The 20,818-nt window shown below is 58.1% G+C and carries 20 protein-coding genes, 5 tRNA genes and 2 pseudogenes; 12 read left to right on the top strand and 15 right to left on the bottom strand.

Features of this window, described 5'->3' with window-relative positions:
- The first annotated feature begins 94 nt into the window (after nt 1-94).
- The 3 genes and pseudogenes from uvrB (at nt 95) to ACTG2B_RS09500 (ending at nt 3,186) form a co-directional block, all read left to right on the top strand.
- On the top strand, nt 95-2,107 hold the full coding sequence (uvrB, locus tag ACTG2B_RS09490; RefSeq protein ID WP_019445830.1) for an excinuclease ABC subunit UvrB: 2,013 nt from the start codon (nt 95-97) through the stop codon (nt 2,105-2,107).
- A pseudogene (locus ACTG2B_RS09495) lies at nt 2,104-2,359 on the top strand (YkvA family protein). The gene uvrB and the pseudogene ACTG2B_RS09495 overlap by 4 nt, the downstream one beginning before the upstream one ends.
- A 179-nt stretch (nt 2,360-2,538) precedes the next feature.
- Nucleotides 2,539-3,186 (top strand): DedA family protein, encoded by a 648-nt coding sequence (locus tag ACTG2B_RS09500; RefSeq protein WP_013723684.1) that lies wholly within the window; start codon nt 2,539-2,541, stop codon nt 3,184-3,186.
- 77 nt (nt 3,187-3,263) lie between these two features.
- On the opposite strand, the gene dsbB is transcribed toward ACTG2B_RS09500, so the two are convergent.
- Nucleotides 3,264-3,785: a disulfide bond formation protein DsbB gene (dsbB, locus tag ACTG2B_RS09505; protein WP_267519911.1), complete on the bottom strand. Its 522-nt coding sequence runs from the start codon at nt 3,783-3,785 to the stop codon at nt 3,264-3,266.
- A 98-nt stretch (nt 3,786-3,883) separates the two neighbouring features.
- Nucleotides 3,884-5,464, bottom strand: coding sequence for a Na(+)/H(+) antiporter NhaB (gene nhaB, locus ACTG2B_RS09510; protein ID WP_374810426.1), 1,581 nt, complete (start codon nt 5,462-5,464; stop codon nt 3,884-3,886).
- Nucleotides 5,465-5,797: 333 nt separating this feature from the next.
- Here nhaB and fadR point away from each other — a divergent pair, with 333 nt between their 5' ends.
- The 6 genes and pseudogenes from fadR to ACTG2B_RS09540 all read left to right on the top strand — a co-directional run bounded on the left by fadR (nt 5,798) and on the right by ACTG2B_RS09540 (nt 11,406).
- On the top strand, nt 5,798-6,511 hold the full coding sequence (gene fadR, locus ACTG2B_RS09515) for a fatty acid metabolism transcriptional regulator FadR (protein WP_026034983.1): 714 nt from the start codon (nt 5,798-5,800) through the stop codon (nt 6,509-6,511).
- A 265-nt stretch (nt 6,512-6,776) separates the two neighbouring features.
- Nucleotides 6,777-6,917: a TIGR02808 family protein gene (locus ACTG2B_RS09520; protein ID WP_005345965.1), complete on the top strand. Its 141-nt coding sequence runs from the start codon at nt 6,777-6,779 to the stop codon at nt 6,915-6,917.
- A 188-nt stretch (nt 6,918-7,105) separates the two neighbouring features.
- A complete protein-coding gene (locus ACTG2B_RS09525) occupies nt 7,106-7,663 on the top strand; it encodes a YaeQ family protein (RefSeq protein ID WP_005336887.1) in 558 nt (185 codons plus the stop codon).
- Nucleotides 7,664-7,675: 12 nt separating this feature from the next.
- Nucleotides 7,676-8,560, top strand: a complete 885-nt coding sequence (locus tag ACTG2B_RS09530) for an AEC family transporter (protein WP_439995591.1) — start codon at nt 7,676-7,678, stop codon at nt 8,558-8,560.
- Between the two features lie 264 nt (nt 8,561-8,824).
- On the top strand, nt 8,825-9,289 hold the full coding sequence (locus tag ACTG2B_RS09535) for a hypothetical protein (protein ID WP_042055892.1): 465 nt from the start codon (nt 8,825-8,827) through the stop codon (nt 9,287-9,289).
- A gap of 283 nt (nt 9,290-9,572) precedes the next feature.
- Nucleotides 9,573-11,406 (top strand): annotated as a pseudogene (locus ACTG2B_RS09540) (sigma 54-interacting transcriptional regulator).
- Between the two features lie 169 nt (nt 11,407-11,575).
- Here ACTG2B_RS09540 and ACTG2B_RS09545 read toward each other — a convergent pair.
- From ACTG2B_RS09545 to ACTG2B_RS09575, 7 genes are all read right to left on the bottom strand, one after another.
- A tRNA-Val gene (locus tag ACTG2B_RS09545) sits at nt 11,576-11,652 on the bottom strand.
- A gap of 38 nt (nt 11,653-11,690) precedes the next feature.
- Nucleotides 11,691-11,767, bottom strand: a tRNA-Val gene (locus tag ACTG2B_RS09550).
- 25 nt (nt 11,768-11,792) lie between these two features.
- Nucleotides 11,793-11,869 (bottom strand) — tRNA-Val (locus tag ACTG2B_RS09555).
- 18 nt (nt 11,870-11,887) lie between these two features.
- Nucleotides 11,888-11,964: transfer RNA gene (locus ACTG2B_RS09560), tRNA-Val, on the bottom strand.
- A gap of 12 nt (nt 11,965-11,976) precedes the next feature.
- Nucleotides 11,977-12,053 (bottom strand) — tRNA-Val (locus tag ACTG2B_RS09565).
- Between the two features lie 159 nt (nt 12,054-12,212).
- On the bottom strand, nt 12,213-13,592 hold the full coding sequence (locus ACTG2B_RS09570; protein WP_047440645.1) for an MATE family efflux transporter: 1,380 nt from the start codon (nt 13,590-13,592) through the stop codon (nt 12,213-12,215).
- A 149-nt stretch (nt 13,593-13,741) separates the two neighbouring features.
- Nucleotides 13,742-13,948 (bottom strand): YaeP family protein, encoded by a 207-nt coding sequence (locus ACTG2B_RS09575; protein ID WP_005352334.1) that lies wholly within the window; start codon nt 13,946-13,948, stop codon nt 13,742-13,744.
- 130 nt (nt 13,949-14,078) lie between these two features.
- On the opposite strand from ACTG2B_RS09575, the gene ACTG2B_RS09580 reads away from it, so the two are divergent.
- Nucleotides 14,079-14,981: a DMT family transporter gene (locus tag ACTG2B_RS09580; protein WP_139734724.1), complete on the top strand. Its 903-nt coding sequence runs from the start codon at nt 14,079-14,081 to the stop codon at nt 14,979-14,981.
- 102 nt (nt 14,982-15,083) lie between these two features.
- The gene (locus ACTG2B_RS09585; RefSeq protein WP_439995594.1) at nt 15,084-15,701 is read left to right on the top strand and encodes a riboflavin synthase subunit alpha; all 618 of its coding nucleotides are present in this window, start codon (nt 15,084-15,086) and stop codon (nt 15,699-15,701) included.
- Between the two features lie 174 nt (nt 15,702-15,875).
- On the opposite strand, the gene ACTG2B_RS09590 is transcribed toward ACTG2B_RS09585, so the two are convergent.
- The 4 genes from ACTG2B_RS09590 to ACTG2B_RS09605 form a co-directional block, all read right to left on the bottom strand.
- Nucleotides 15,876-16,079, bottom strand: coding sequence for a CPXCG motif-containing cysteine-rich protein (locus ACTG2B_RS09590; RefSeq protein ID WP_005336871.1), 204 nt, complete (start codon nt 16,077-16,079; stop codon nt 15,876-15,878).
- A gap of 271 nt (nt 16,080-16,350) precedes the next feature.
- Complete coding sequence (gene hxpB, locus ACTG2B_RS09595; protein WP_088868865.1) at nt 16,351-17,010, bottom strand: hexitol phosphatase HxpB; 660 nt, start codon at nt 17,008-17,010, stop codon at nt 16,351-16,353.
- A gap of 126 nt (nt 17,011-17,136) precedes the next feature.
- Nucleotides 17,137-18,315, bottom strand: coding sequence for a formate-dependent phosphoribosylglycinamide formyltransferase (gene purT / locus ACTG2B_RS09600; RefSeq protein ID WP_439995595.1), 1,179 nt, complete (start codon nt 18,313-18,315; stop codon nt 17,137-17,139).
- Between the two features lie 84 nt (nt 18,316-18,399).
- Nucleotides 18,400-19,290, bottom strand: coding sequence for a DMT family transporter (locus tag ACTG2B_RS09605; protein WP_139732184.1), 891 nt, complete (start codon nt 19,288-19,290; stop codon nt 18,400-18,402).
- 226 nt (nt 19,291-19,516) lie between these two features.
- Here ACTG2B_RS09605 and ACTG2B_RS09610 point away from each other — a divergent pair, with 226 nt between their 5' ends.
- Entirely contained in the window at nt 19,517-20,104 is a 588-nt protein-coding gene (locus ACTG2B_RS09610) for an FMN-dependent NADH-azoreductase (protein ID WP_005352326.1), read from the top strand.
- Here the strand turns inward: ACTG2B_RS09610 and ACTG2B_RS09615 are convergent.
- Both ACTG2B_RS09615 and ACTG2B_RS09620 read right to left on the bottom strand, forming a co-directional pair.
- Complete coding sequence (locus ACTG2B_RS09615; RefSeq protein ID WP_439996976.1) at nt 20,101-20,538, bottom strand: hypothetical protein; 438 nt, start codon at nt 20,536-20,538, stop codon at nt 20,101-20,103. The genes ACTG2B_RS09610 and ACTG2B_RS09615 overlap by 4 nt on opposite strands.
- 91 nt (nt 20,539-20,629) lie before the next feature.
- On the bottom strand, nt 20,630-20,818 hold the full coding sequence (locus ACTG2B_RS09620; protein ID WP_019445848.1) for a DUF4250 domain-containing protein: 189 nt from the start codon (nt 20,816-20,818) through the stop codon (nt 20,630-20,632).

A 20,818-nucleotide genomic window follows, 5' to 3' on the forward strand; every position in this document is an offset into this window, starting at 1 on the left:
GGTGGTCAAGCCATTCGCGGGATGATGGCACGGGTGTACCGCTGCCAAACCCTCGGTTACACTGCTCCTCTGCTGTTTTGTGTCGGGAGTGTTCATGAGCAAATTGTTCAAGTTAGCCAGCCAGTTTCAACCCGCCGGGGATCAGCCCACGGCGATTGCCCAACTGCTGGATGGCATCGAGTCAGGGCTGGCCCATCAGACCCTGCTCGGGGTGACCGGTTCGGGCAAGACCTTCACCATGGCCAACGTCATCGCCACCCTGAACCGCCCGACCATGATCCTGGCTCCCAACAAGACCCTGGCCGCCCAGCTCTATGGCGAGATGAAGGAGTTCTTCCCCGACAACGCTGTAGAGTATTTCGTCTCCTACTACGACTATTACCAGCCCGAAGCCTATGTGCCGACCACCGACACCTTTATAGAGAAGGATGCCTCGATCAACGATCATATCGAGCAGATGCGATTGTCCGCCACCAAGGCGCTGCTGGAGCGGCGCGACGTGGTGATTGTCGCCTCGGTGTCGGCCATCTATGGTCTGGGGGATCCCCAAGCTTATCTGAGCATGATGCTGCATCTCAAAGTGGGGGATGTGATCAACCAGCGGGATATCCTGCGCCGTCTCGCCGAGCTGCAGTACACCCGTAACGACATGGCGTTTCAACGCGGCACCTTCCGGGTGCGCGGTGAAGTGATCGATATTTATCCTGCAGAATCGGACAAGCTGGCCCTGCGGGTGGAGCTGTTTGACGAGGAGGTGGAGCGCCTCTCCCAGTTCGACCCGCTGACCGGCGCCATCGAGCAGACGGTAGTACGCTACACCATCTACCCCAAGACCCACTACGCTACCCCGCGCGAAACCATTCTGGGGGCTATCGAGCATATCAAGGAGGAGCTGCGCAGCCGCCGCGAGCAGCTGTTGTCCCTCAACAAGTTGGTGGAGGAGCAGCGCATCAGCCAGCGTACCCAGTTCGACATGGAGATGATGCAGGAGCTGGGTTACTGCTCCGGCATCGAGAACTACAGCCGCTACCTTTCCGGTCGTGCGCCGGGGGAGCCGCCGCCCACCCTGTTTGACTACCTGCCGGGGGATGGCTTGCTCATCATCGATGAGTCCCACGTCACGGTGCCGCAGATCGGCGCCATGTTCAAAGGGGACCGCTCCCGCAAGGAGACCCTGGTGGAGTACGGCTTCCGGCTCCCCTCGGCGCTGGACAACCGGCCACTCAAGTTCGACGAATTTGAAGCGCTGATGCCGCAGACGGTGTTTGTCTCGGCGACTCCCGGCCCCTACGAGCTGGAGAAGTCCGGCGGCGATGTGGTGCAGCAGGTGGTGCGCCCAACCGGCCTGCTCGATCCGGAGATCGAGGTGCGTCCGGTGACCACCCAGGTGGACGATCTCCTTTCCGAGATCCGCAAGCGGGTCGCCGTCGAGGAGCGGGTGCTGGTCACTACCCTGACCAAGCGGATGGCGGAAGACTTGACCGAGTATTTGGCGGAGCACGACGTCAAGGTGCGTTACCTCCACTCCGACATCGATACTGTGGAGCGGGTGGAGATAATTCGCGATCTGCGCCTTGGCAAGTTCGATGTGCTGGTGGGCATCAACCTGCTGCGGGAAGGTCTCGACATGCCGGAAGTGTCGCTGGTGGCAATTCTCGATGCAGATAAAGAGGGCTTCCTGCGCTCGACCCGCTCGCTGATCCAGACCATCGGCCGGGCGGCGCGTAACCTCAACGGCAAGGTCATTCTCTACGGCGATACCATCACCAACTCGATGAAGGTAGCCATTGAGGAGACCGAGCGGCGCCGCGCCTTGCAGCATGCCCATAACCTCAAGCATGGGATCACCCCCAAAGGGCTCAACAAATCCATTGGCGATGTGATGGACATGGGCGGCAGCCGCACGGCAGGCAAACCAGGCAAGGGGATGCGCAAGGCAGCCGAGCCGCAAGGGGAATACCATGTCCGCTCTGCCAGCGAGATTGCCAAAGAGATCAAGCGGATGGAGGAGCAGATGTTCCAGCATGCCCGGGATCTGGAGTTCGAACAGGCGGCGGCACTGCGGGATCAGATCCAGCGGCTGCGCAGCGAGTTGATCGAATCATGAGCCGTAAACGCTGGCTGATTTGGCAACGACTTCGTCGTCTCTATCAGGGCTTTCGCCATCCCGGTACCCCCTGGTGGGCGAGGGGACTGGTGATCCTTATCCTGCTCTATGGCATCAGTCCGGTGGATTTTATCCCTGACGTGGTGCCCTTGCTGGGCTGGTTTGATGATGTGACTCTGCTGCTGGTGTTGCTATGGGGCTGGGAGCGTTGTGCCCCCCGCAGTGCGCAGCGATCTGGAACAGGCCTCCTAGTTCACCTTTTCAACACCACGCTCGACATCACTCTGTGCGCTCCCACCCTCGAAGGAATCGGAAAAACGGTTTCATTTGAAGGTGGGCGCTGCGGGATGAAAAAGAGGCAGGCCCGGTGATTGTCGCCCGGATGGCATTGGCGTAGACTCCACGCCGTTCACTTTATGGGTATGGAAAAAATGGATCTGATCCTCTTTGCAATCGACTTTATCCTGCACGTTGATGTGCATTTGAAAGAGCTATTCGAGAACTATGGTGTCTGGGTTTACGCCATCCTGTTTCTCATCATCTTCTGTGAAACCGGGTTGGTAGTGACGCCGTTCCTGCCGGGTGACTCCCTGCTGTTTGCCGCCGGTGCGCTTACCGTGGGCAGCGTGCTGGACGTCCATACCCTGGCGGCCGTGCTGATCATCGCTGCCGTGCTGGGCAACGTGGTCAACTACACCATTGGTCACTTCTTCGGCGAGCAGCTGTTCCGCAATCCGGACTCCAAAATCTTCCGCCGGGATTATCTGGAGAAGACCCACGCCTTCTATGCCAAGCATGGTGGCAAGACCATCATCATCACCCGCTTCCTGCCTATCGTGCGTACGTTTGCGCCGTTTGTGGCAGGGATGGGGGCCATGACCTATCCGCGCTTCCTGGCGTTCAACCTGGTTGGCGGCCTGCTGTGGGTACTCTCCTTTGTCTATGCCGGCCACTTCTTTGGCAATCTGCCGGTGGTGCGTCACAACTTTACCCTGCTGATCTTCGGCATCATCGGTATTTCCCTGTTGCCCATGGTAATTGGCGCGGTCAAGGCCAAGATGGGTACAGCCAAGGCATAACCAGAAATACGGTCAACCAGAACGAGAAGGGGGAGCCATTATGGCTCCCCCTTTTTATCTCCACGCGGGCATGACACTCAGTTGCAGCAGCGCCCTTTCACCAGATTGCCGATGGCCACTACGGTGAAGACCAACAGGTAAGCGGCGAAGATGACGACCAGCCACTGGGGCATGGAGTAACCGAAGAACTGCCAGGTGATCTGGGCACAATCCCCTTCCGGCATAAAGAGCCAGGGGAGCCACTGATCGAGCGGAGCCCAGCTCGGGAAGTCGGCAAATGGGCTGCAGACGTTGAACGGGGAGGGGTTAACCTGATAGTCCACATGCTTGAGGGCCAGCTGGAAGCCGCGGAAGGCACTGTAGCCCCACAGCAACATGGCACTCCAGCGAACATACCACTTATCCGGCGCCACTATGCCGAGCAGACCGGCGGCCAGCACACCCAGGGTCGCCAACCGTTCGTAAACACACATCACGCACGGGGAGAGGCCCAGCACATGCTGGAAGAAGAGGGCGCACAACTCGAGGAACAGGGCTGATGCTGCCAACAGACCCCAAGCCAGCCGATGGGCGGCAATACGGCGGAGAAACTCGATCATCTCATTGATCTCTCAGAAAAAACAGTGGCTGAATTAGAGCAGAGCGGAACCGAAAAGAAAAGGGCCCTGAAAGGGCCCTCGGAAACCATCTCAATGGATTAATGCAGCGCCTGCTGTACCGCTGGCAGCGCACTCTCCATCACCAGCCATCCATGCTGATAGAACCACTCGGTGGCAGGACCAAGGAGCAATTCGACAGAGAAAAAGCCGATCAGCCCCAGCACCAATGTGTAGGGCAGCGCCATCCAGACCATGCGGCCATAGGAGAGACGCAGCAGCGGCGCCAATGCCGAGGTGAGCATAAACAGGAAGGCGGCCTGACCATTGGGGGTGGCGACCGATGGCAGGTTGGTACCTGTGTTGATGGCTACCGCCAGCAGATCGAACTGGGCGCGGTCGATGGCACCATTGAGCATGGCCGTTTTCACCTCATTGATGTAGACGGTGCCGACAAAGACGTTGTCACTGACCATGGAGAGCACCCCGTTGGCCAGATAGAAGAGGGCCAGCTGGTTCTCCGGTTTTGCTGCCAGTACCAGCTGGATCACTGGCTTGAACAGCTGCTGATCGATGATGACGGCGACCACGCTGAAGAAGACTGCCAGCAGGGCGGTGAAGGGGAGTGCCTCCTGGAAGGCTTTACCCAGCGAGTGCTCCTCGGTGATCCCGGTCAGGGAGGTGGCCAGCACGATGACCGAGAGACCAATCAGGCCAACGGCTGCCAGGTGCATGGCCAGACCGACAATCAGCCAGACCGCAATCAACGCCTGAACGATCAGCTTGGCCTTGTCTTGCGGGCTGCGTTTAGCTTCATCGTAGCGGTTGTACTCCTCCATGATGGCGCGCACCGTGTCCGGCAGGCGGGCACCATAGCCAAACCAGCGGAACTGTTCCACCAGCACGCAGGTCAGCAGACCGCAGATAAAGACGGGGATGGTGACGGGAGACATGCGAATGGCAAATTCGGCGAAGTTCCAGCTGGCTTGCTCGCCGATGATGAGGTTTTGCGGCTCGCCCACCAGAGTGCAGACACCACCCAGCGCGGTACCGATGGCGGCATGCATCATCAGGCTGCGCAGGAAGGCACGAAAATCGTCGAGATCCTGGCGATTGAGCTCGGCGACTTCCTTATCATCGGTATGGTCATGGCTGTGACCAAACTCCTTGCCGGACGAGACCTTGTGATAAATGGCATAAAAGCCGGTTGCGACGCTGATCACAACGGCAATCACGGTCAGGGCATCGAGAAAAGCCGACAGGAAGGCGGAGACCAGACAGAAGGAGAGGGAGAGCAGGATCTTGGAGCGTACGCCGATCAGCAGCTTGGTGAAGACATAGAGTAGCAGCTGCTTCATGAAATAGATGCCTGCCACCATGAACACCAGCAACAGCAGCACTTCGATATTGGCGACCAGCTCGTGCTTGACCTGATCGGCGGAGGTCATGCCGATCAACACGGCTTCGATCGCGAGCAGACCACCCGGTTGCAGGGGGTAGCACTTGAGGGCCATGGCCAGGGTGAAGATAAACTCAACGACCAGTAACCAGCCCGCAATGAAAGGATCAAGGTGGAAGGCAATCGGATTGATTACCAGAAATAGCAAGATGGCGCTTTTATACCACTGTGGTGCATTGCCCAAGAAGTTCTTGGCGAATGCCTGCCCTAGGCTTATTGGCATGATAATGGGTCTCAACTTTGTTGTTAGGATCTGCTTCTATGCAGTCAAGGATGATTCGACCTGTGCCTCCGGATGTTGGCCTTTATCTGTCTGATTCCTCGTGATTTTAATCAAAAAGCGTGACGATTATAAATGATAGCCGATGGAACTCTGCCCATCTGTCTGTTTTATAACCACCTTGTCGGGGTTGGCTGGCTCCCTCGTGGCGATTAGATACATATTCCCAACACTATATTTGCCATATGTGAGCAGAGGACTGACCTTATGCTTGCCAGCCATCATCGCTTTGATATCATTCGTCAGCCTTTTTACGCATTACAACAGAGTCAATTCATGGTTATAAAAGCGCAGAGCCCAGCTGGGTTTGCCGAGGAATACATCATCGAGTCCATCTGGAACAATCGCTTTCCTCCCGGATCTATTCTGCCCGCCGAGCGTGAATTATCCGAGTTGATCGGGGTGACGCGGACGACCTTGCGCGAAGTGCTGCAGCGACTGGCCCGTGATGGCTGGTTGACCATACAGCATGGCAAGCCGACCAAGGTGAACAATTTCTGGGAAACCTCCGGCCTCAATATTCTGGAGACATTGGCTCGTCTGGATCAGGACAAGGTACCTGATCTGATAGCTCAGCTGCTCTCCGCCCGTACCCACATCTGCACCATCTTTATCCGCGGGGCGATCCGTCACAATCCGGAACAGGCCGCCGAGATCCTGCGTGGCGCCGATGGGGTCGAGAACAACGCACAGGCTTATGCCGAGTTCGATTATCGTCTGCACCACCAGCTGGCGTTTGCTTCCGGCAATCCGATCTACGCTTTGATCCTGAACGGTTTCAAAGGTTTGTACAGCCGGGTTGGCAGCTACTACTTCTCCGACAAGCAGGCCCGCGAGACCGCAGATGCCTACTACAAGACCCTGCTCAATCTGGCGGAGACCAAGAACCACGAAGCCGTGTTCATGACGGTGCGTCAGTACGGTATCGAGTCCGGCAAGCTGTGGACACGCCTGCGTCAGGACATGCCAAGCGATCTGTGCGACAACTGATCCCTTGCCTGTGCTGTCCAAGAAACGCGCCATTCGGCGCGTTTTTTTATTCCGCCGTGTTTGTGTCTATCCTTGACTGGTGGTGGTAATTGTTTGAACTACATGGATATTTGGCCAAAAAGCTTGATCCAGCGCAAATGAACCCTGCATTTATCACTTTGGTGGCATAGGACCCAACCGCTGATTGAGGTCAAATGGAGGCATCAAGAGCGGAGCCAATATCCGCCAGAAGGAACACACCTTTCACCGGATGAAGGACACAACAATGAGTCTTCTTGAACACACCATCTGGACAGTACTGGGATATGGGGCCATGCCCTTTATCTTTCTGAGCGGATTCGTGGCGGTGGCAGTGACCTGTTGCATGCTGCTGAATGCGTTCGGGGTACAGTCCGCCGAGAAGTGAGTCGCTTCTCCATGCCGCCAAATGCCAGTCTTCGGACTGGCATTTGTTTTTTGTGTCTTTTAAAGCACTTATCCCGGCAGGGAAGGGGAAATCTTTGGTCAGGATGGTCGAACCTGCCGCCGATTTTGATTACACTGGCGCCCGTATTTCCCACTCACCCTTCTCTTATCAGGTGTTCAAGGTTTTCTATGGCTCTCAAGGCAACCGTATTCAAGGCCCAGATCAGTTTGTCTGATATGGATCGCAATCTGTATCAGGACTTCTCCCTCACGCTGGCGCGCCACCCCTCCGAAACCGATGAGCGGATGATGATCCGGCTGGCGGCCTTTGCCTGGCACGCCGCCGAGCGACTGGAGTTCACCAAGGGATTGAGCGCCGATGATGAACCCGAGCTCTGGTGCAAGAACTACTCGGACGAAATAGAGCTCTGGATCGAGCTGGGCCAACCCGATGAAAAACGGCTGAAAAAGGCCTGTAACCGCGCCCGTCAGGTGGTGCTCTACCTCTACGGCGGTCGTGGCACCAGCGTCTGGTGGAAGCAGAACCAGGGCAAGCTGAGCCAGCATGACAACCTCAGCATCATCGAACTCTCCGACAGCCAGACTCTGCCGCTCACCGCCATGGTCGAGCGCACCATGCAGCTCACCTGCACTATCTCCGATGGTCAGCTCTGGGTCAGTAACGGCGCACTGGAAGTGACGCTGGATCCGGTGGTGCTGATGGGCAAACCGGCCCGCGAACTGTAACGGATGCCGCCCATGTTCAGCGCCTTGCTCAATATCGTCATTCCGGTGTTCGGTGTGGTCGGGCTCGGCGCCCTCTACGGGCGATTGCGACCGGGGGCTGCGCTCGGTTACGTCAATCGGGCCAATATCGAGCTGTTTACCCCGGCGCTGGTCTTCTCTGCGCTGGTCAAGTATCCGCTGGCGCTGGCGGAGCATCTGCCGCTGATTGCGGCGGGGGCGCTGGTTATTCTGTTACCCGGTCTGCTGCTTGCGCTGCTCAAACTCAAAGGGATTGAGCGGGCAGCGCTGATCTTGCCCGCCATGTTCCGAAATACCGGCAATCTTGGTATCCCCTTGATGGTGCTGGCGTTTGGCGAGCAGCAACTGGGGGCCATCGTGATCCTCTTTGTGCTCTCCAATCTGCTGCACTTCTCGGTCGGCATGTTTATCCTCTCGGCCAATACCTCCCGCTGGCTGTGGCTGCGCAGCCCTGTGTTGTGGGCCGCGCTGGCCGGTTTGCTGGTGGCCAACCTGCACATTACGCTGCCGGAATATTTGGTGACCACGGCCTCGCTGCTCGGTCAGATCTCGGTACCCCTGATGCTCTTTGCGCTGGGTATTCGCCTGATGGAGGGGGAGCTTGATCACCTTGGCCTCGCGCTCAAGTACAACCTGCTCTATCTGCTGGCGGGGGGATTGTCGCTGCTGCTGGCGATCTGGCTGTTGCCCCTCAAGACGGAGTGGATCCCGCTGTTGATGTTGTCGGTTTCCTTGCCCCCTGCGGTCTTGAATTACATGCTCTGCGAGCAGTATCACTGTCAGCCGGACAAGGTGGCCAGTATCGTGCTCGGCGGCAATGCCCTCTCTGTGCTGGTGATCCCGCTGGTGGTTTGGTTGGCACTTCATCTGCCCGGCTAAGTCAGATTGCATCGCTGCGGCGGTGCGACTCACTGGTCAATTGCTTGATCGAACCGAGTCACAGTCGTTCGCATCTCATCCTTGCAGGGGAAAGTTAGCCTATCAGGATCAGCAAGCTCTTCCATGCCATCTCTGTCCATCATTGCCTCCGTAATATATCTGTCGTCCCCGTATCCGACCCTGAGCCCCGGGCCTAACGGCGACAGCTATAGTTGAAAAAGAGCTGACTGACACTGTTTAACCAATGCCAGTGAGGGAAACCGGATGGGCACAAGTGAGCAATCTGATCCTGTGGGGCAGGCAAAATCGCGCTATGACCCGGCATTGCCTACCGGTTATGACTGGCGCAGACACCGCCGTTTTATCCTCAGCGGTGGTGGTTACAAGGCGGAATGTCGCCGTCGCAACTGGTTTCTGGAGTTGCTCAACCCCGTGCCCTATGTGGTGGTGCGCGACATAGCCATCGGCGGCATCGGTATTCTGGGGGCCATACGGTTGAAAGAGGGGGATGAGCTGGTGATTGCCATTCCCTCTGGCGAGAAACTGCGCGGTCTGGTCGTGAGATCCCAGCCAGACCCACTCTTTCCCAAACTCTATCGCACCGGTATTCGTCTGCATCGTTATCCGACGGCCGAACTGTTTGCCCGCTGGCAAAGTTACATTCAGCCGCAAGATAAAGCGGATTTCGACCATGAGTGCCAAGTCTTGAAACAGGTACGCGGCGCGTGAGCCAGATGCCATTTCAGTGGCTGTTTTCCCCACCTTCAGCATGATTTGTCGATGGATTCCGCAGATCAGCAGGCTTGGCTGTCCCGAGTGGTTTATCTTGCTGCATGTGTTTTCATCTTCATGTTTTTATTGAATTTTATCTGTGCCTCTGAAGTCGCAGAGGATACGGAGCATTTTCCCTTTTCGTGATCCCCCCCGAAGTAGTTCCCCCTGATATCCCTTAGTATCTGGCCAGCATGACTCCCTTTAGGGGGAGGATAACAAGAACAAAAAGGAATGATGGATGAGATCCGTGAGCAACCAGTGTCTGTTGATGCAGATCCAGCCGACCATCTTGCGCTTTGCCAAGATGCTGGCGAGTGTGCTGCAGCTTGAGGTCGAGATTGTGGATGCCGATATGGTTCGGGTGGCTGGCACCGGGCCCTATGGCAAGTTCTTCGGACGTCAGCTGGAGGGCGACTCCCGCCTGCTGCGCTATGTGATTGATAATCAGCGGGAGAAGATCGTTACCCACACCAGCGATGATCCGGTGTGTGACGGTTGTACCTGCAAGGAGAGCTGCCGTGAGCGCGCCTTCCTCGGGGTGCCCATCATGGTGGACGAGCGCTGTATCGGGGTGATCAGTCTGGTGGCCTTCAGCGACGAGCAGCAGGCGCGCCTCAACAACAATCTGCAGGATGTGTGCGACTATGTGCGCCATATCTCCACTATCTTTGTGGCCAAGTTGCTCGATTCGCGCGGGCTGTCGGACGGGGTCAACAAGGTGTTCCTCAATCTGATGACCAACATGGATCAGGGCTGCCTGCTGCTCGATGACAAGAGTCAACTGCTCTACGCCAACGAGGCGGCGCTCCATCATCTGGGTTGCCAGCAGGAACAGCTGCAGGGGCGCGAAGTGGGGATCCGCCCGCTCACCTTCTCCCAACAGGGGCTGAGTGGTCATCTTCAGCACATCATCACCTTTGAGGGGCGTCAGGAGCTGATCATCGGTCAATTGCACCATGTGCAGGGCCAGCAGCTCTTTTATGGCGTTTCACCAGTCCCACTCTGGTCAGGTTCAGGAGCCGGATCCGGATGTGCGGATCGATCAGCTGATCGGCGAGAGCAAGCCGATGCGCACCCTCAAACGGCTGCTGCACCGCATCGCCCAGAGTCCCTCCAGCGTGCTGATTTGTGGCGAGAGCGGCACCGGTAAAGAGGTGGTGGCACGCGCTGTCCATCGCCTGAGTCCGCGGCAGGACAAGCCCTTTATCGCCATCAACTGTGCCGCCATTCCCGAACAACTGCTGGAGAGCGAGCTGTTTGGCTATGTGAAGGGCTCCTTTACCGGTGCCTCCAGCGGTGGCAAACAGGGCCTGATCCAGGCGGCCCATCAGGGCACCCTGTTCCTCGACGAGATTGGCGACATGCCGCTTACCATGCAGGCCAAGCTGCTGCGGGTGCTGGAGCTGCGGGAGGTGACCCCCATCGGGGCCAGCCGACCGGTGCCGGTGGATATTCGCATCATCGCCGCCACTCACCAGCATCTCGATCAATACATCGCCGAGGGGAAGTTTCGTGAAGATCTCTACTACCGCATCAACGTCATCCCTCTCAACCTGCCGCCACTGCGGGAGCGGGAAGGGGACGTGGAGCTGCTGACCCACTACTTCCTCAACCTGCACACCAGCCGGATCGGCATCGTCTATCCCGGTCTGGCACCCGAGGTGATGGCGCTGCTCAAGGGGTATCGCTGGCCGGGCAACGTGCGCGAGCTCAGCAACCTCATCGAATATCTGGTCAACGTCAGCCAGGCGGGCGAGGTGATTGACGCCAGCCTGCTGCCCCCCAACATCATCCGCAATCAGGAGCCCCATAGCGTCACCGCCCAGTCGATCCCGGTGACCAACCTGGATGCGGCGTTCAATGTGGCTGCCACAGCTCCGCTCGCCGCCACGCCGGAGAAGCTGCCTGAACCCGTTCCGGGTGAGAGCGGCCTTGAGAGCATGGAAAAACAGATGATAGAAGAGACCCTGCAGCGGCTCGGCAACAAAAAACTGGCCGCACAGGCGCTGGGGATTGGGATTGCTACCCTCTATCGCAAGATAAAGAAGTACGAGATTGCCGTGCAGAGCTGAGGCGCTGGCGGCATCGATCTGGCCCGTGTCGTTTATCAGACGACACGGGCTTTTTATGGGAACAAGGTTCTGCGCCATTGCCGAATTGTGCTGAACGAAGTGGCGGGGCAGGGGAGTGGCTGCATGGCAGAATGCAAAAAGCCCGCTCGATGAGCGGGCTTTTTTAATCTGGTGCGTCCTAGTGGATTCGAACCACCGACCCCCACCATGTCAAGGTGATGCTCTAACCAGCTGAGCTAAGGACGCAGGGTGCGCAATGCGACTTTTATTTCTTTATTCAGAAGTGGTGGGTTTAATTGGATTCGAACCAACGACCCCTACCATGTCAAGGTAGTGCTCTAACCAACTGAGCTATAAACCCACATCTGCATTTCTTTCAAACTGAATGGTGCGTCCTAGTGGATTCGAACCACCGACCCCCACCATGTCAAGGTGATGCTCTAACCAGCTGAGCTAAGGACGCATAATCAGTGTTCTGTAATGGTGCGTCCTAGTGGATTCGAACCACCGACCCCCACCATGTCAAGGTGGTGCTCTAACCAGCTGAGCTAAGGACGCATCACAGAAAAGTGGTGGGTTTAATTGGATTCGAACCAACGACCCCTACCATGTCAAGGTAGTGCTCTAACCAACTGAGCTATAAACCCACTTTCTCTTACTTCACTACGCCAGCGCTGCTGACGTGGTCGGCATACTACCCATGCCCCCCAAGGCTGTCAACAGGCCATATGCACAAAGGAGACTGTTTGCCCAGTTCTTGCGCAGCCTGTTGATTTTGCAGGCGAGTTGTCGCTTGCCAAGCCCTGTTACTGGGCCCGCGACAGGGTAGTGCAGGCTTCCGGAGTGGCAAAACGGCCGTAGATGTAGCGTAATCTCGCCCCCAGCATCAGGGCCGCGCTGGTGAGGCCGACGATAAAACCGATCCAGAAACCCTGCGGCCCCATCCGTGGCACCAGCCAGTCGGTCAGACCCAGGATCATGCCGGTGGGCAGACCCAGTCCCCAGTAGGCGACGATGGTGACGTAGAAGATCGCCTGGGTATCCTTGTAACCGCGCAGTGCGGCGGCCGCGACCACCTGCACCGAGTCGGAGATTTGATAGATGGCGGCGAAGAACAGCAAAATGGCCGCCAGGACGATCACCTGCTGATCATCGGTATAGATGGAGGCGATCTGCTCGCGCAGCAGTACCGTCATGGCGGCAGTGGCAGCGGCGATGGCCATCCCCAGCATCAAGCCGGTGCGAGCCGCCACCCGGGCGTGATGGGGTTGCCCTTCGCCGATGCTGTGACCGACCCGGATGGTGACACCCACCCCGATGGAGAGGGGCAGCATAAAGACCAGGCTGGAGAAGTTCAGGGCAATCTGGTGGCTCGCCACCGTCTCGGCGCCGAAGGGGGCCAGCATCAGGGCCACCACGGTAAACAGGGTCACCTCGCAGAAGATCGCCATGGCGATGGGGAAGCCCAAGCGGAACAAGCGCCAGATCCGGCTGCCGTTGGGGCGAGCCAGCTGGGAGAAGAGCCGGATCTCGGTGAAGTGACGGGAGAGCTTCACATAGAGGATCATCGCCAGCAGCATGGCCCACAGCACGATGGCCGTGGCCACGCCACAACCCACCCCGCCCAGTTTCGGCATGCCGAAGTGGCCGTGAATGAAGATGTAGTTGGCGGGAATATTGACCGCCAACCCGACAAAGCCGATCACCATGGTGGGCATGGTGTGGGAGAGCCCCTCACTGAAGTTGCGCAGCACCTGGAACAGCACGAAGGCGGGCAGGCCCCACAGGATGGCGTGCAGATAGCCGGTGGTCTTGGCAGCCATCACTGGCTCCACATCCATGAACTGCAGTGCCAGCGGGCTGTAATAGAGCGCAATCATCGCCAGCGGGGTGACGATCAGTGCCAGCCAGAAGCCCTGATGAACGGCCGGACGGATTGCCTCCCGTTTACGGGCGCCATTGAGCTGGGAGACGATGGGGGTGAGCGCCATGATGATCCCCTGTACCAGCAGGATCACCGGTAGCCAGAAGCTGGACGCCACCGACACGGCAGCCAGATCGACCGCACTCACCTGACCCGCCATCACGGTATCGACGAAGTTCATGGCGACCTGGGCCACCTGGGCGACCAGAATGGGGCTGGCTAGACGGACGAGCTGCTTCGCCTCGGACCAATAACGTTGCACTGACACCTCCGAGTGGATCAGATAAGAGTAAAAAAGAGCGGAAATCGGGAAGAGCCTTTGCACTTTCGGACGAAAGTGCAAAGGGTGGGGGAGGCATTCTAGCCTGAAATTCAGCCAGGACGAAATAGTTGCCGCCCCAAGGGGCAGGATCAGGCGTCTTCGTGATCGCTGATCAGCAGGTTGGCGGCAGCATAGGCAGCCTGTTCACGTAGCTCGGCGGGTACCCGCTCATCGGCGGCGACCGCGTTGAGGGCACGGATGGTGGCGGCGATGGCCTTCGGCACATAGCCCTGCTCGCCGGAGCCAATCTGGTTATAGGCGATACGGATCGCTTCACAGCACTCATAAACCATCATGATTTGCTTCCTTGAAAGTAAAAAGGCGAGCAAATATAGCGGTTTTGCTCCCATTTTGTCAGTCTCGCGGTTGTAATTTGCGGCAAGCCCGTTAGTTTGGTTACCCCCTTTTCCTGTTTCGGCCTCTTTGATGCTGTTCTCTTCGCGCAACTCACTGGCGATCTTTCTGACGCTGTTTGCACTTCTCGCCCTGACGCTTAAGGATGGCGCGGACAAATATCTGGTACTCCATGGCTACTCCGTGATGGAGATGGTTTGGTTTCGCTTCTTTGTTCCTTTCCTCGGTCTGCTGCTGTTGTTGCCAAGGCGCACCATGTCGGCGCTGCTGGCGGTGGATCGCTGGCTATTGTTGCGCTCGCTGCTGTTTCTGGTCTGTGCGCTGGTCTCGGTTATTGCGCTGGCCCATGTACCACTCAACGTCTACACCATCATTTGCCAGCTTGGTTCGCTGGCCTTCGTGGTGGCGGGCGTGATCTTTTTCAGGGAGCGTCTGACCCGGACCAAGGTGGCGGCCGTGCTGCTGGGGTTGTTTGGCGTGCTGGTGGTGACCCATCCTGATGGGGGCGACGCGAACCTCTACTATCTGCTGCCACTGGTCATTGTGCTGGCCAACACCGGCTACAACCTTATCACCAAGCTGGTGGATCCACGTTTGACCACCCTCGATATCCTGATCGTCACCTGCTTCATGCTGGGGATGGTGGCAATGGTTGCACTCTGCTGGCAGCCTGCACTGTGGCATTTCCCTGGGCTTGCTGACTTGCCCTATCTGCTGGCGCTACCAGTGGTGACCCTGCTCTCCCAATATTGCCTTATCAAGGCGATGCAGTATGCGCAGGCCTCTACTCTGGCGCCCTTCTTCTATTTCCAGATCTTTTTTTCTACCCTCTGCGGCTATCTGATGTTTGGTGAAATGCCGACCCTCAGTAGTATGGCGGGGTGTCTGCTCATCGTGCTGGCTGGCATAGTGGTCATCCATTCCCAGCGCCGGGCTCGTGTGCTGGCGCGGTCTGAGGCGGCGGAGCAGGTGTGACAGTTTGTACGAAACGAATTGTGTAAAAACGGATTATGTAAAAGAAGCGGCCACAGGCCGCGATAAAAAACAGAGCGTGTTACCAGAAACAAAGAGGTGATGATGTTTACCGGAATTGTGCAAGGTGTGGCCGAGCTGGTCGCCATCGAAGAGAGTGTTTCATTTCGTACCCACGTGATCCGCATGCCCAGCCGGGAGTGGGGGGAAGGGCTGGCCCTCGGCGCCTCAGTCGCTCACAACGGCTGCTGCCTGACCGTCACCCGGGTCGAGGGGGAGCTGGTCAGCTTCGATCTGATGCAGGAGACCCTGCGTCTCACCAACCTCGGCCTGCTAAAGGTGGGGGACAAGGTCAATGTGGAGCGGGCTGCCCGCTTTGGTGACGAGATCGGCGGTCATGCCATGTCTGGCCATATCATCGGCATGGCAGAGGTTACCTCGGTGATCGATACGCCCAACAACCGTCAGGTGTGGTATCGCATTGCTCCCGAGCTGATGAAATATGTGCTGACCAAGGGATACATCGGCATCGACGGCATCAGTCTGACCATCGGTGAGGTGCGCGAGCGGGAGTTCTGCGTCCACCTGATCCCCGAGACCCTGGCCCGCACCAACCTGGGTTGGGTCAAGGCTGGCTGGCAGACCAATATCGAGATCGATCCCCAGACCCAGGCCATCGTCGATACGGTGGAGCGGGTACTGGCGGCGCGCGGGGGTAACTGAAAGGAAACGGCTCGGTGTTAATCGCCTCATAAGCAAGGGCCTGCAGTGTGCAGGCCCTTGTTATTCATATGGTGAAAATATCTACTCAACTTTTTATGACTCGCAGTCACAACATCTGCTCAGCTCTTTGCGACTTGCAGGCACAGCAGCTGCTCGGCCTTTTGTGACTCGCAATCAAAACAGTTGCTCGTCGTCTGCATCCACAAACAACTGCAAACAGTCGCGGGCTTCGTCGCGGTGAAGCCGCAGGTGGATCGGATTGCAACAGGCCATGCAATCTTCGTAAAACTCCTGATCACCCTGACTGGCATCCAGCTCGACCCGGGTATGGTGGCCACAGTGAGGGCAGACGATGCGCTTGCTGGTGTACTCGATCATGATAACCTCCTCGGGCCCTGAGGCCGCCTATCTACCCTGATTCTAGTCGGGCTGCAGGGGGTTAACCGCGAGCAAACGCACGTTTATGACAGAGATCAAGCCTGAGCGATGGCAAGGTACAACCGGTTGGACTGGTCGTGTGCGAGAGGAACAATCTGGTTGAGAATGACAGGTGAAAAGAGGGAAATTGCCAACGGTTGTTTGGCAATCACAGGGGGCTGGAGCCCCCTGCGGATATGAGAACGCGAGCGCAGCAAGGCGCCGATAGGCGCTACTTGACCCAGCTGGCCAACATGTCGGCATTCAGCTCGGCCAGCGAGCCGAGCTGGTAGTTGGCGATGGCCAAGCGTGGGTCACCCACTAAAGCGGGGTCCGGCACGATCAGCGCTGTCATGGAGGCCGCCTTGGCCGCCAGCAGGCCTGTAAAGCTGTCTTCGATGGCCAGACAATGAACTGGCTCTACCCCCAGTTTCTCGGCGGCGTGGATATAGACATCCGGGTGCGGTTTGCCGAAACGCTCGATTTCAGCGGAGTGGACCGCCATAAAGCGATCGCGAATGCCGAGTTTGCCGAGCACCGCTTCTACCATCGCAAAGGGTGAGGAGGTAGCCAGACCCACTTTCAGCCCGCGGGCCTCGATAAGGTCGAGCGCTTCCAGCACACCGGCTTTGGCCTGACCTTCGGAGAGGATCAGGGCGTTGACCTGATCCAGAATGCGCTGCACCACTTCTTCCTGGCTCGGGCCGCTCCACGGGCGCAGGCGATACCAGTGGGCAACCAGCTGATCGATGCGCACGCCGATGGTCGATTCGCAATCCTCTACCGTGTGGGGGTGACCCAGTTCGGAGAAAACGGCGATTTGGGCCCGTTGCCAAAAGGGTTCCGAGTCGATCAGAACACCATCCATATCGAAGATCACGGCAGCTAACATCTTGTACTCCTGACAAATTTGAAGAGGGGATTATAAGCCTGACGGGAAAATGCAAAAGGGGCATTGCCATGCCCCTTGCGCCCGATCACATCGGCAAACGTTTGTTTTGCTATGGCAAAAAAGCCCTTAGAACAGCACATCGACCTTGGCGGCCACGGCTTTGGCTTTTTCTACCGCATCCTGGTAATCCGCTGCGCGGGCCAGCGCCACGCCAAGACGGCGGCGACCGGCGATCTCCGGCTTGCCAAACAGCCGCAGCTGGGCGCCCGGCACCAGCGCCAATGCCTCACCAATTCCCTGATAGCGAATATCCTGGCTGTGCCCTTCGCGCAGTACCACGGCAGAGGCACTCGGCCCGTACTGGGTGATGGTGCCGACCGGCAGCCCCAGAATGGCGCGTACATGCAGGGCGAACTCGGAGAGATCCTGAGAGATCAGGGTCACCATGCCGGTATCGTGGGGACGCGGCGAGACTTCGCTAAACCACACCTCATCCCCCTTGATGAAGAGTTCGACCCCGAACAGGCCGTAACCACCGAGCGTCTCGACCACCTTGGCCGCTACCTCTTTGGATCGGGCCAGCGCCAGTTCGCTCATCATCTGCGGCTGCCAGGATTCGCGGTAGTCGCCATCTTCCTGCCGGTGGCCGATCGGCTCGCAGAAGTGAATGCCATCGACGGCGCGTACCGTGAGCAGGGTGATTTCGTACTCGAAGGGAACGAAGCCCTCGACGATCACCTTGCCACGGCCGGCGCGGCCACCCTCCTGGGCGTAGGTCCAGCTCTCATCCAGTTTGGCGAGATCGCGCAGTACACTCTGCCCCTTGCCGGACGAACTCATCACAGGTTTCACCACGCAGGGCAGGCCGATAGCCTCGACGGCGGCGACAAACTCCTCCTTGCTCTGGGCAAAGCGGTAGGGGGAGGTGGGCAGACCCAGGGTCTCGGCGGCGAGACGGCGGATCCCTTCCCGGTTCATGGTGAGCTGGGTAGCGCGGGCGTTGGGCACTACCTTGACCCCTTCTTGCTCAAGGGCAGCAAGGGTATCGGTGGCAATCGCTTCAATCTCGGGGATGATGAGGTCGGGTTTAACCTTGGCAACCAGGGCACGCAGGGCGTTGCCATCGAGCATGTCCAGCACGTGGGCAGCGTGGGCCACCTGCATGGCGGGGGCATTGGGGTAGCGGTCGGCGGCGATTACTTCGATCCCGAACCGTTGCAACTCGATGGCCACTTCCTTGCCAAGTTCGCCGGAGCCCAGCAGCAGGGCACGGGTGGCGCCGGGGCGGGTTGCGGTTCCAAACATACGATCTCTCCTGATGTCGATGGTGATTGTTGATGATCGCTATTACACAAATAGCGGACAAAAAAGAGGCACGCATGGCGTACCTCAGGAAACGGGTTTGTGAGCGCGCTGCTCCAGATGGGTCAGCAAGGTAATGGCGCCAATGATGATGGCGGCGCCAAGCCACAGACGGCCGGGGGGCGCCCAGCCAAATACCAGCCAGCCCGCCAGCACGTTCATCGGCAGCTTGGCAAAATCGAAAGGTTGTACGAAGGAGGCCTCCGCCACGCTGTAAGCGCGGGCGATGGACATCTGGGCCAGCGCCGTCAGCACGCCGGAAGCGGCTACCAGCAGCCACTGGCTCTCGCTTGGCCACTGCCACTCCGGCAGGGCCAGCATGACGTTGAACGGGGTACTGAAGATAAGCAGATACACCACTATGGTGTGGGATGATTCGTTGGCCGCCTGATAGCGTACCATCAGGGAGTAGCCGGCCCAGAACAGCGCCGCTGCCACCGGCAGCAGGGAGGCCCAGTTGAATTCGTCAGTCCAGGGGGCGAGGATCAGCATGGCGCCGGCAAAGCCCGCCAGGGTGGCCAGAATGCGGGCGCGGCTCACCTGCTCCTTGAGCAGCAGGGCGGAGCCCAGGGTGGCAAACAGCGGCGAGGTCATCAGCAGAGCGATCCCCTGCCAGATGGGGACGGGGTACGCCAGTGCCCAGAGCCAGAGCTGGATGCCGACTACCGCCAGCAATACCCGCAACAGGTGCAGCCGGAACTGATTGGTCATCAGGGATTGGCGCAGGCCGTGGCGGACCAGCCAGGGCAGCAGGCAGATCAGGGCGATCAGGTATTGATGGAAAGCGACCTGGGTAGAGGCAAGGCCGAGTTTGAAGCTGACATACTGGCTCAGGCTGTTGACGGCGGCGAAGCAGAGTCCTGCCACCATCATCCAGACTGCACCGGCCAGAGGAGAGTGCCTGCGCGAGGGTATCATGGGATCCGGGTCGCTGGAAAAAAGTGCGGCGGATCATAACGGCAATCGTTTGTTCTGCCAAGGGTTGAAGCGCGGCCGCAGGGTTGGCTGGCGAGGAAGTGGCCTTGCATCAAAAAATTTGAACAAGTTGAGCATCTATTTTCGCTATCAGCAAATAAGCACCATGTTTAGAGTGACCTCCATCGACAGCAACGCTGTTCAACCGACAACCAAATGGAGTTTCACCATGGCCAATATCCTCGTACTCAAATCCAGCATCCTGGGTCAATATTCCCAATCCAACGCCCTGATAGACGGTTTCCTGGCTGACCATCAGGATGATGCCGTCACCGTGCGTGATCTGGCGGCCCTCAACTTGCCGGTGCTGGATGGCGAGTTGGCCTCCGGCCTGCGCGGTGGTGACAACCTCAATGAGCGTCAACTGGCGGTGATCGCCCAGTCCGACGAGCTGATTGCCGAACTCAAAGCGAGCGACTTGGTGGTGATTGCGGCCCCCATGTACAACTTCAACATCCCGACCCAGCTGAAAAACTGGATTGATCTGGTGGCTCGCGCTGGCGTCACCTTCCGCTACACCGAGACCGGTCCGGTGGGTATGGTTGAAAATACCCGTGCGCTGGTGATCAGCCCTCGCGGCGGCATGCACGTCGGCAGCGCTACCGATCTGGTCACTCCCTACATGCGTACCGTGCTCGGTTTCATCGGTATCAAAGAGGTGGATTTCATCTACGCAGAGGGGATGGGGATGGGCCCGGATGCCCAGAGCAAGGGGATGGAAGCGGCCAAAGCGCAGCTTGAGGCTCTGGCTATCTAAGGGCTCTCTCTACAAGGGCTCTCGATCCCGTCAGGGGTTATCTCTTCAAGGGGTTGCCCAGCCAGAAACAATAACGCAGCCATCAGGCTGCGTTTGTTTTTTGGCTTGGTGTGATTGCGACAAGACCGTAATGCTACAGAGCGTATCGCGGCAAGCGGTCGGTATAGACGTTCCGGCGGAGTCACTACTCCATCATAAAGCGGCGACAACCGCACCAGCAGCAGCGCCACCGTGACCAGCAGGCCAAGCAAGAGGGTGGTCAGCCACTGTTCGGTACTTTGCGGCAAGTGGGGTGTGAAGAGGCTGATCATCAACAGGGTACAGAGCGTGATCAACAGGCTCTGTCGGGTCATCAATATCATGGGGTCATCCTTGGTTTGCTCACCTGAAACGATTTTAATGCCCTCTTGTGACAGGGTGATGTATCCGTGCATCACCCTGTTGGGGCTCTTCAGACCATATCAGGTTTTTACCGCAGAGCCAGCGCCATCAGTGGCGCTGTGATCCCGATCCCGCTAGCTCTCTTTATCTGAACTGTTTCTGCGCTGGCTGGTAGTGAAAATCGCCGCTGGCGAGCCGCGCTTCCAGTGCTGCCTGATCGATCTCCTGCGCCTTGCATAGATCATCCAGATCGTCATAGCGATCACGCAGTTGCATATTGACGACGCTCAGCAGCATGTTGATGTCCATGGTGGCGAACTTTTTCAAATCCAT

The sequence above is a fragment of the Aeromonas sp. 30P genome, from assembly GCF_051919805.1.
GTDB classification, from domain to species: Bacteria; Pseudomonadota; Gammaproteobacteria; order Enterobacterales; family Aeromonadaceae; genus Aeromonas; species Aeromonas veronii.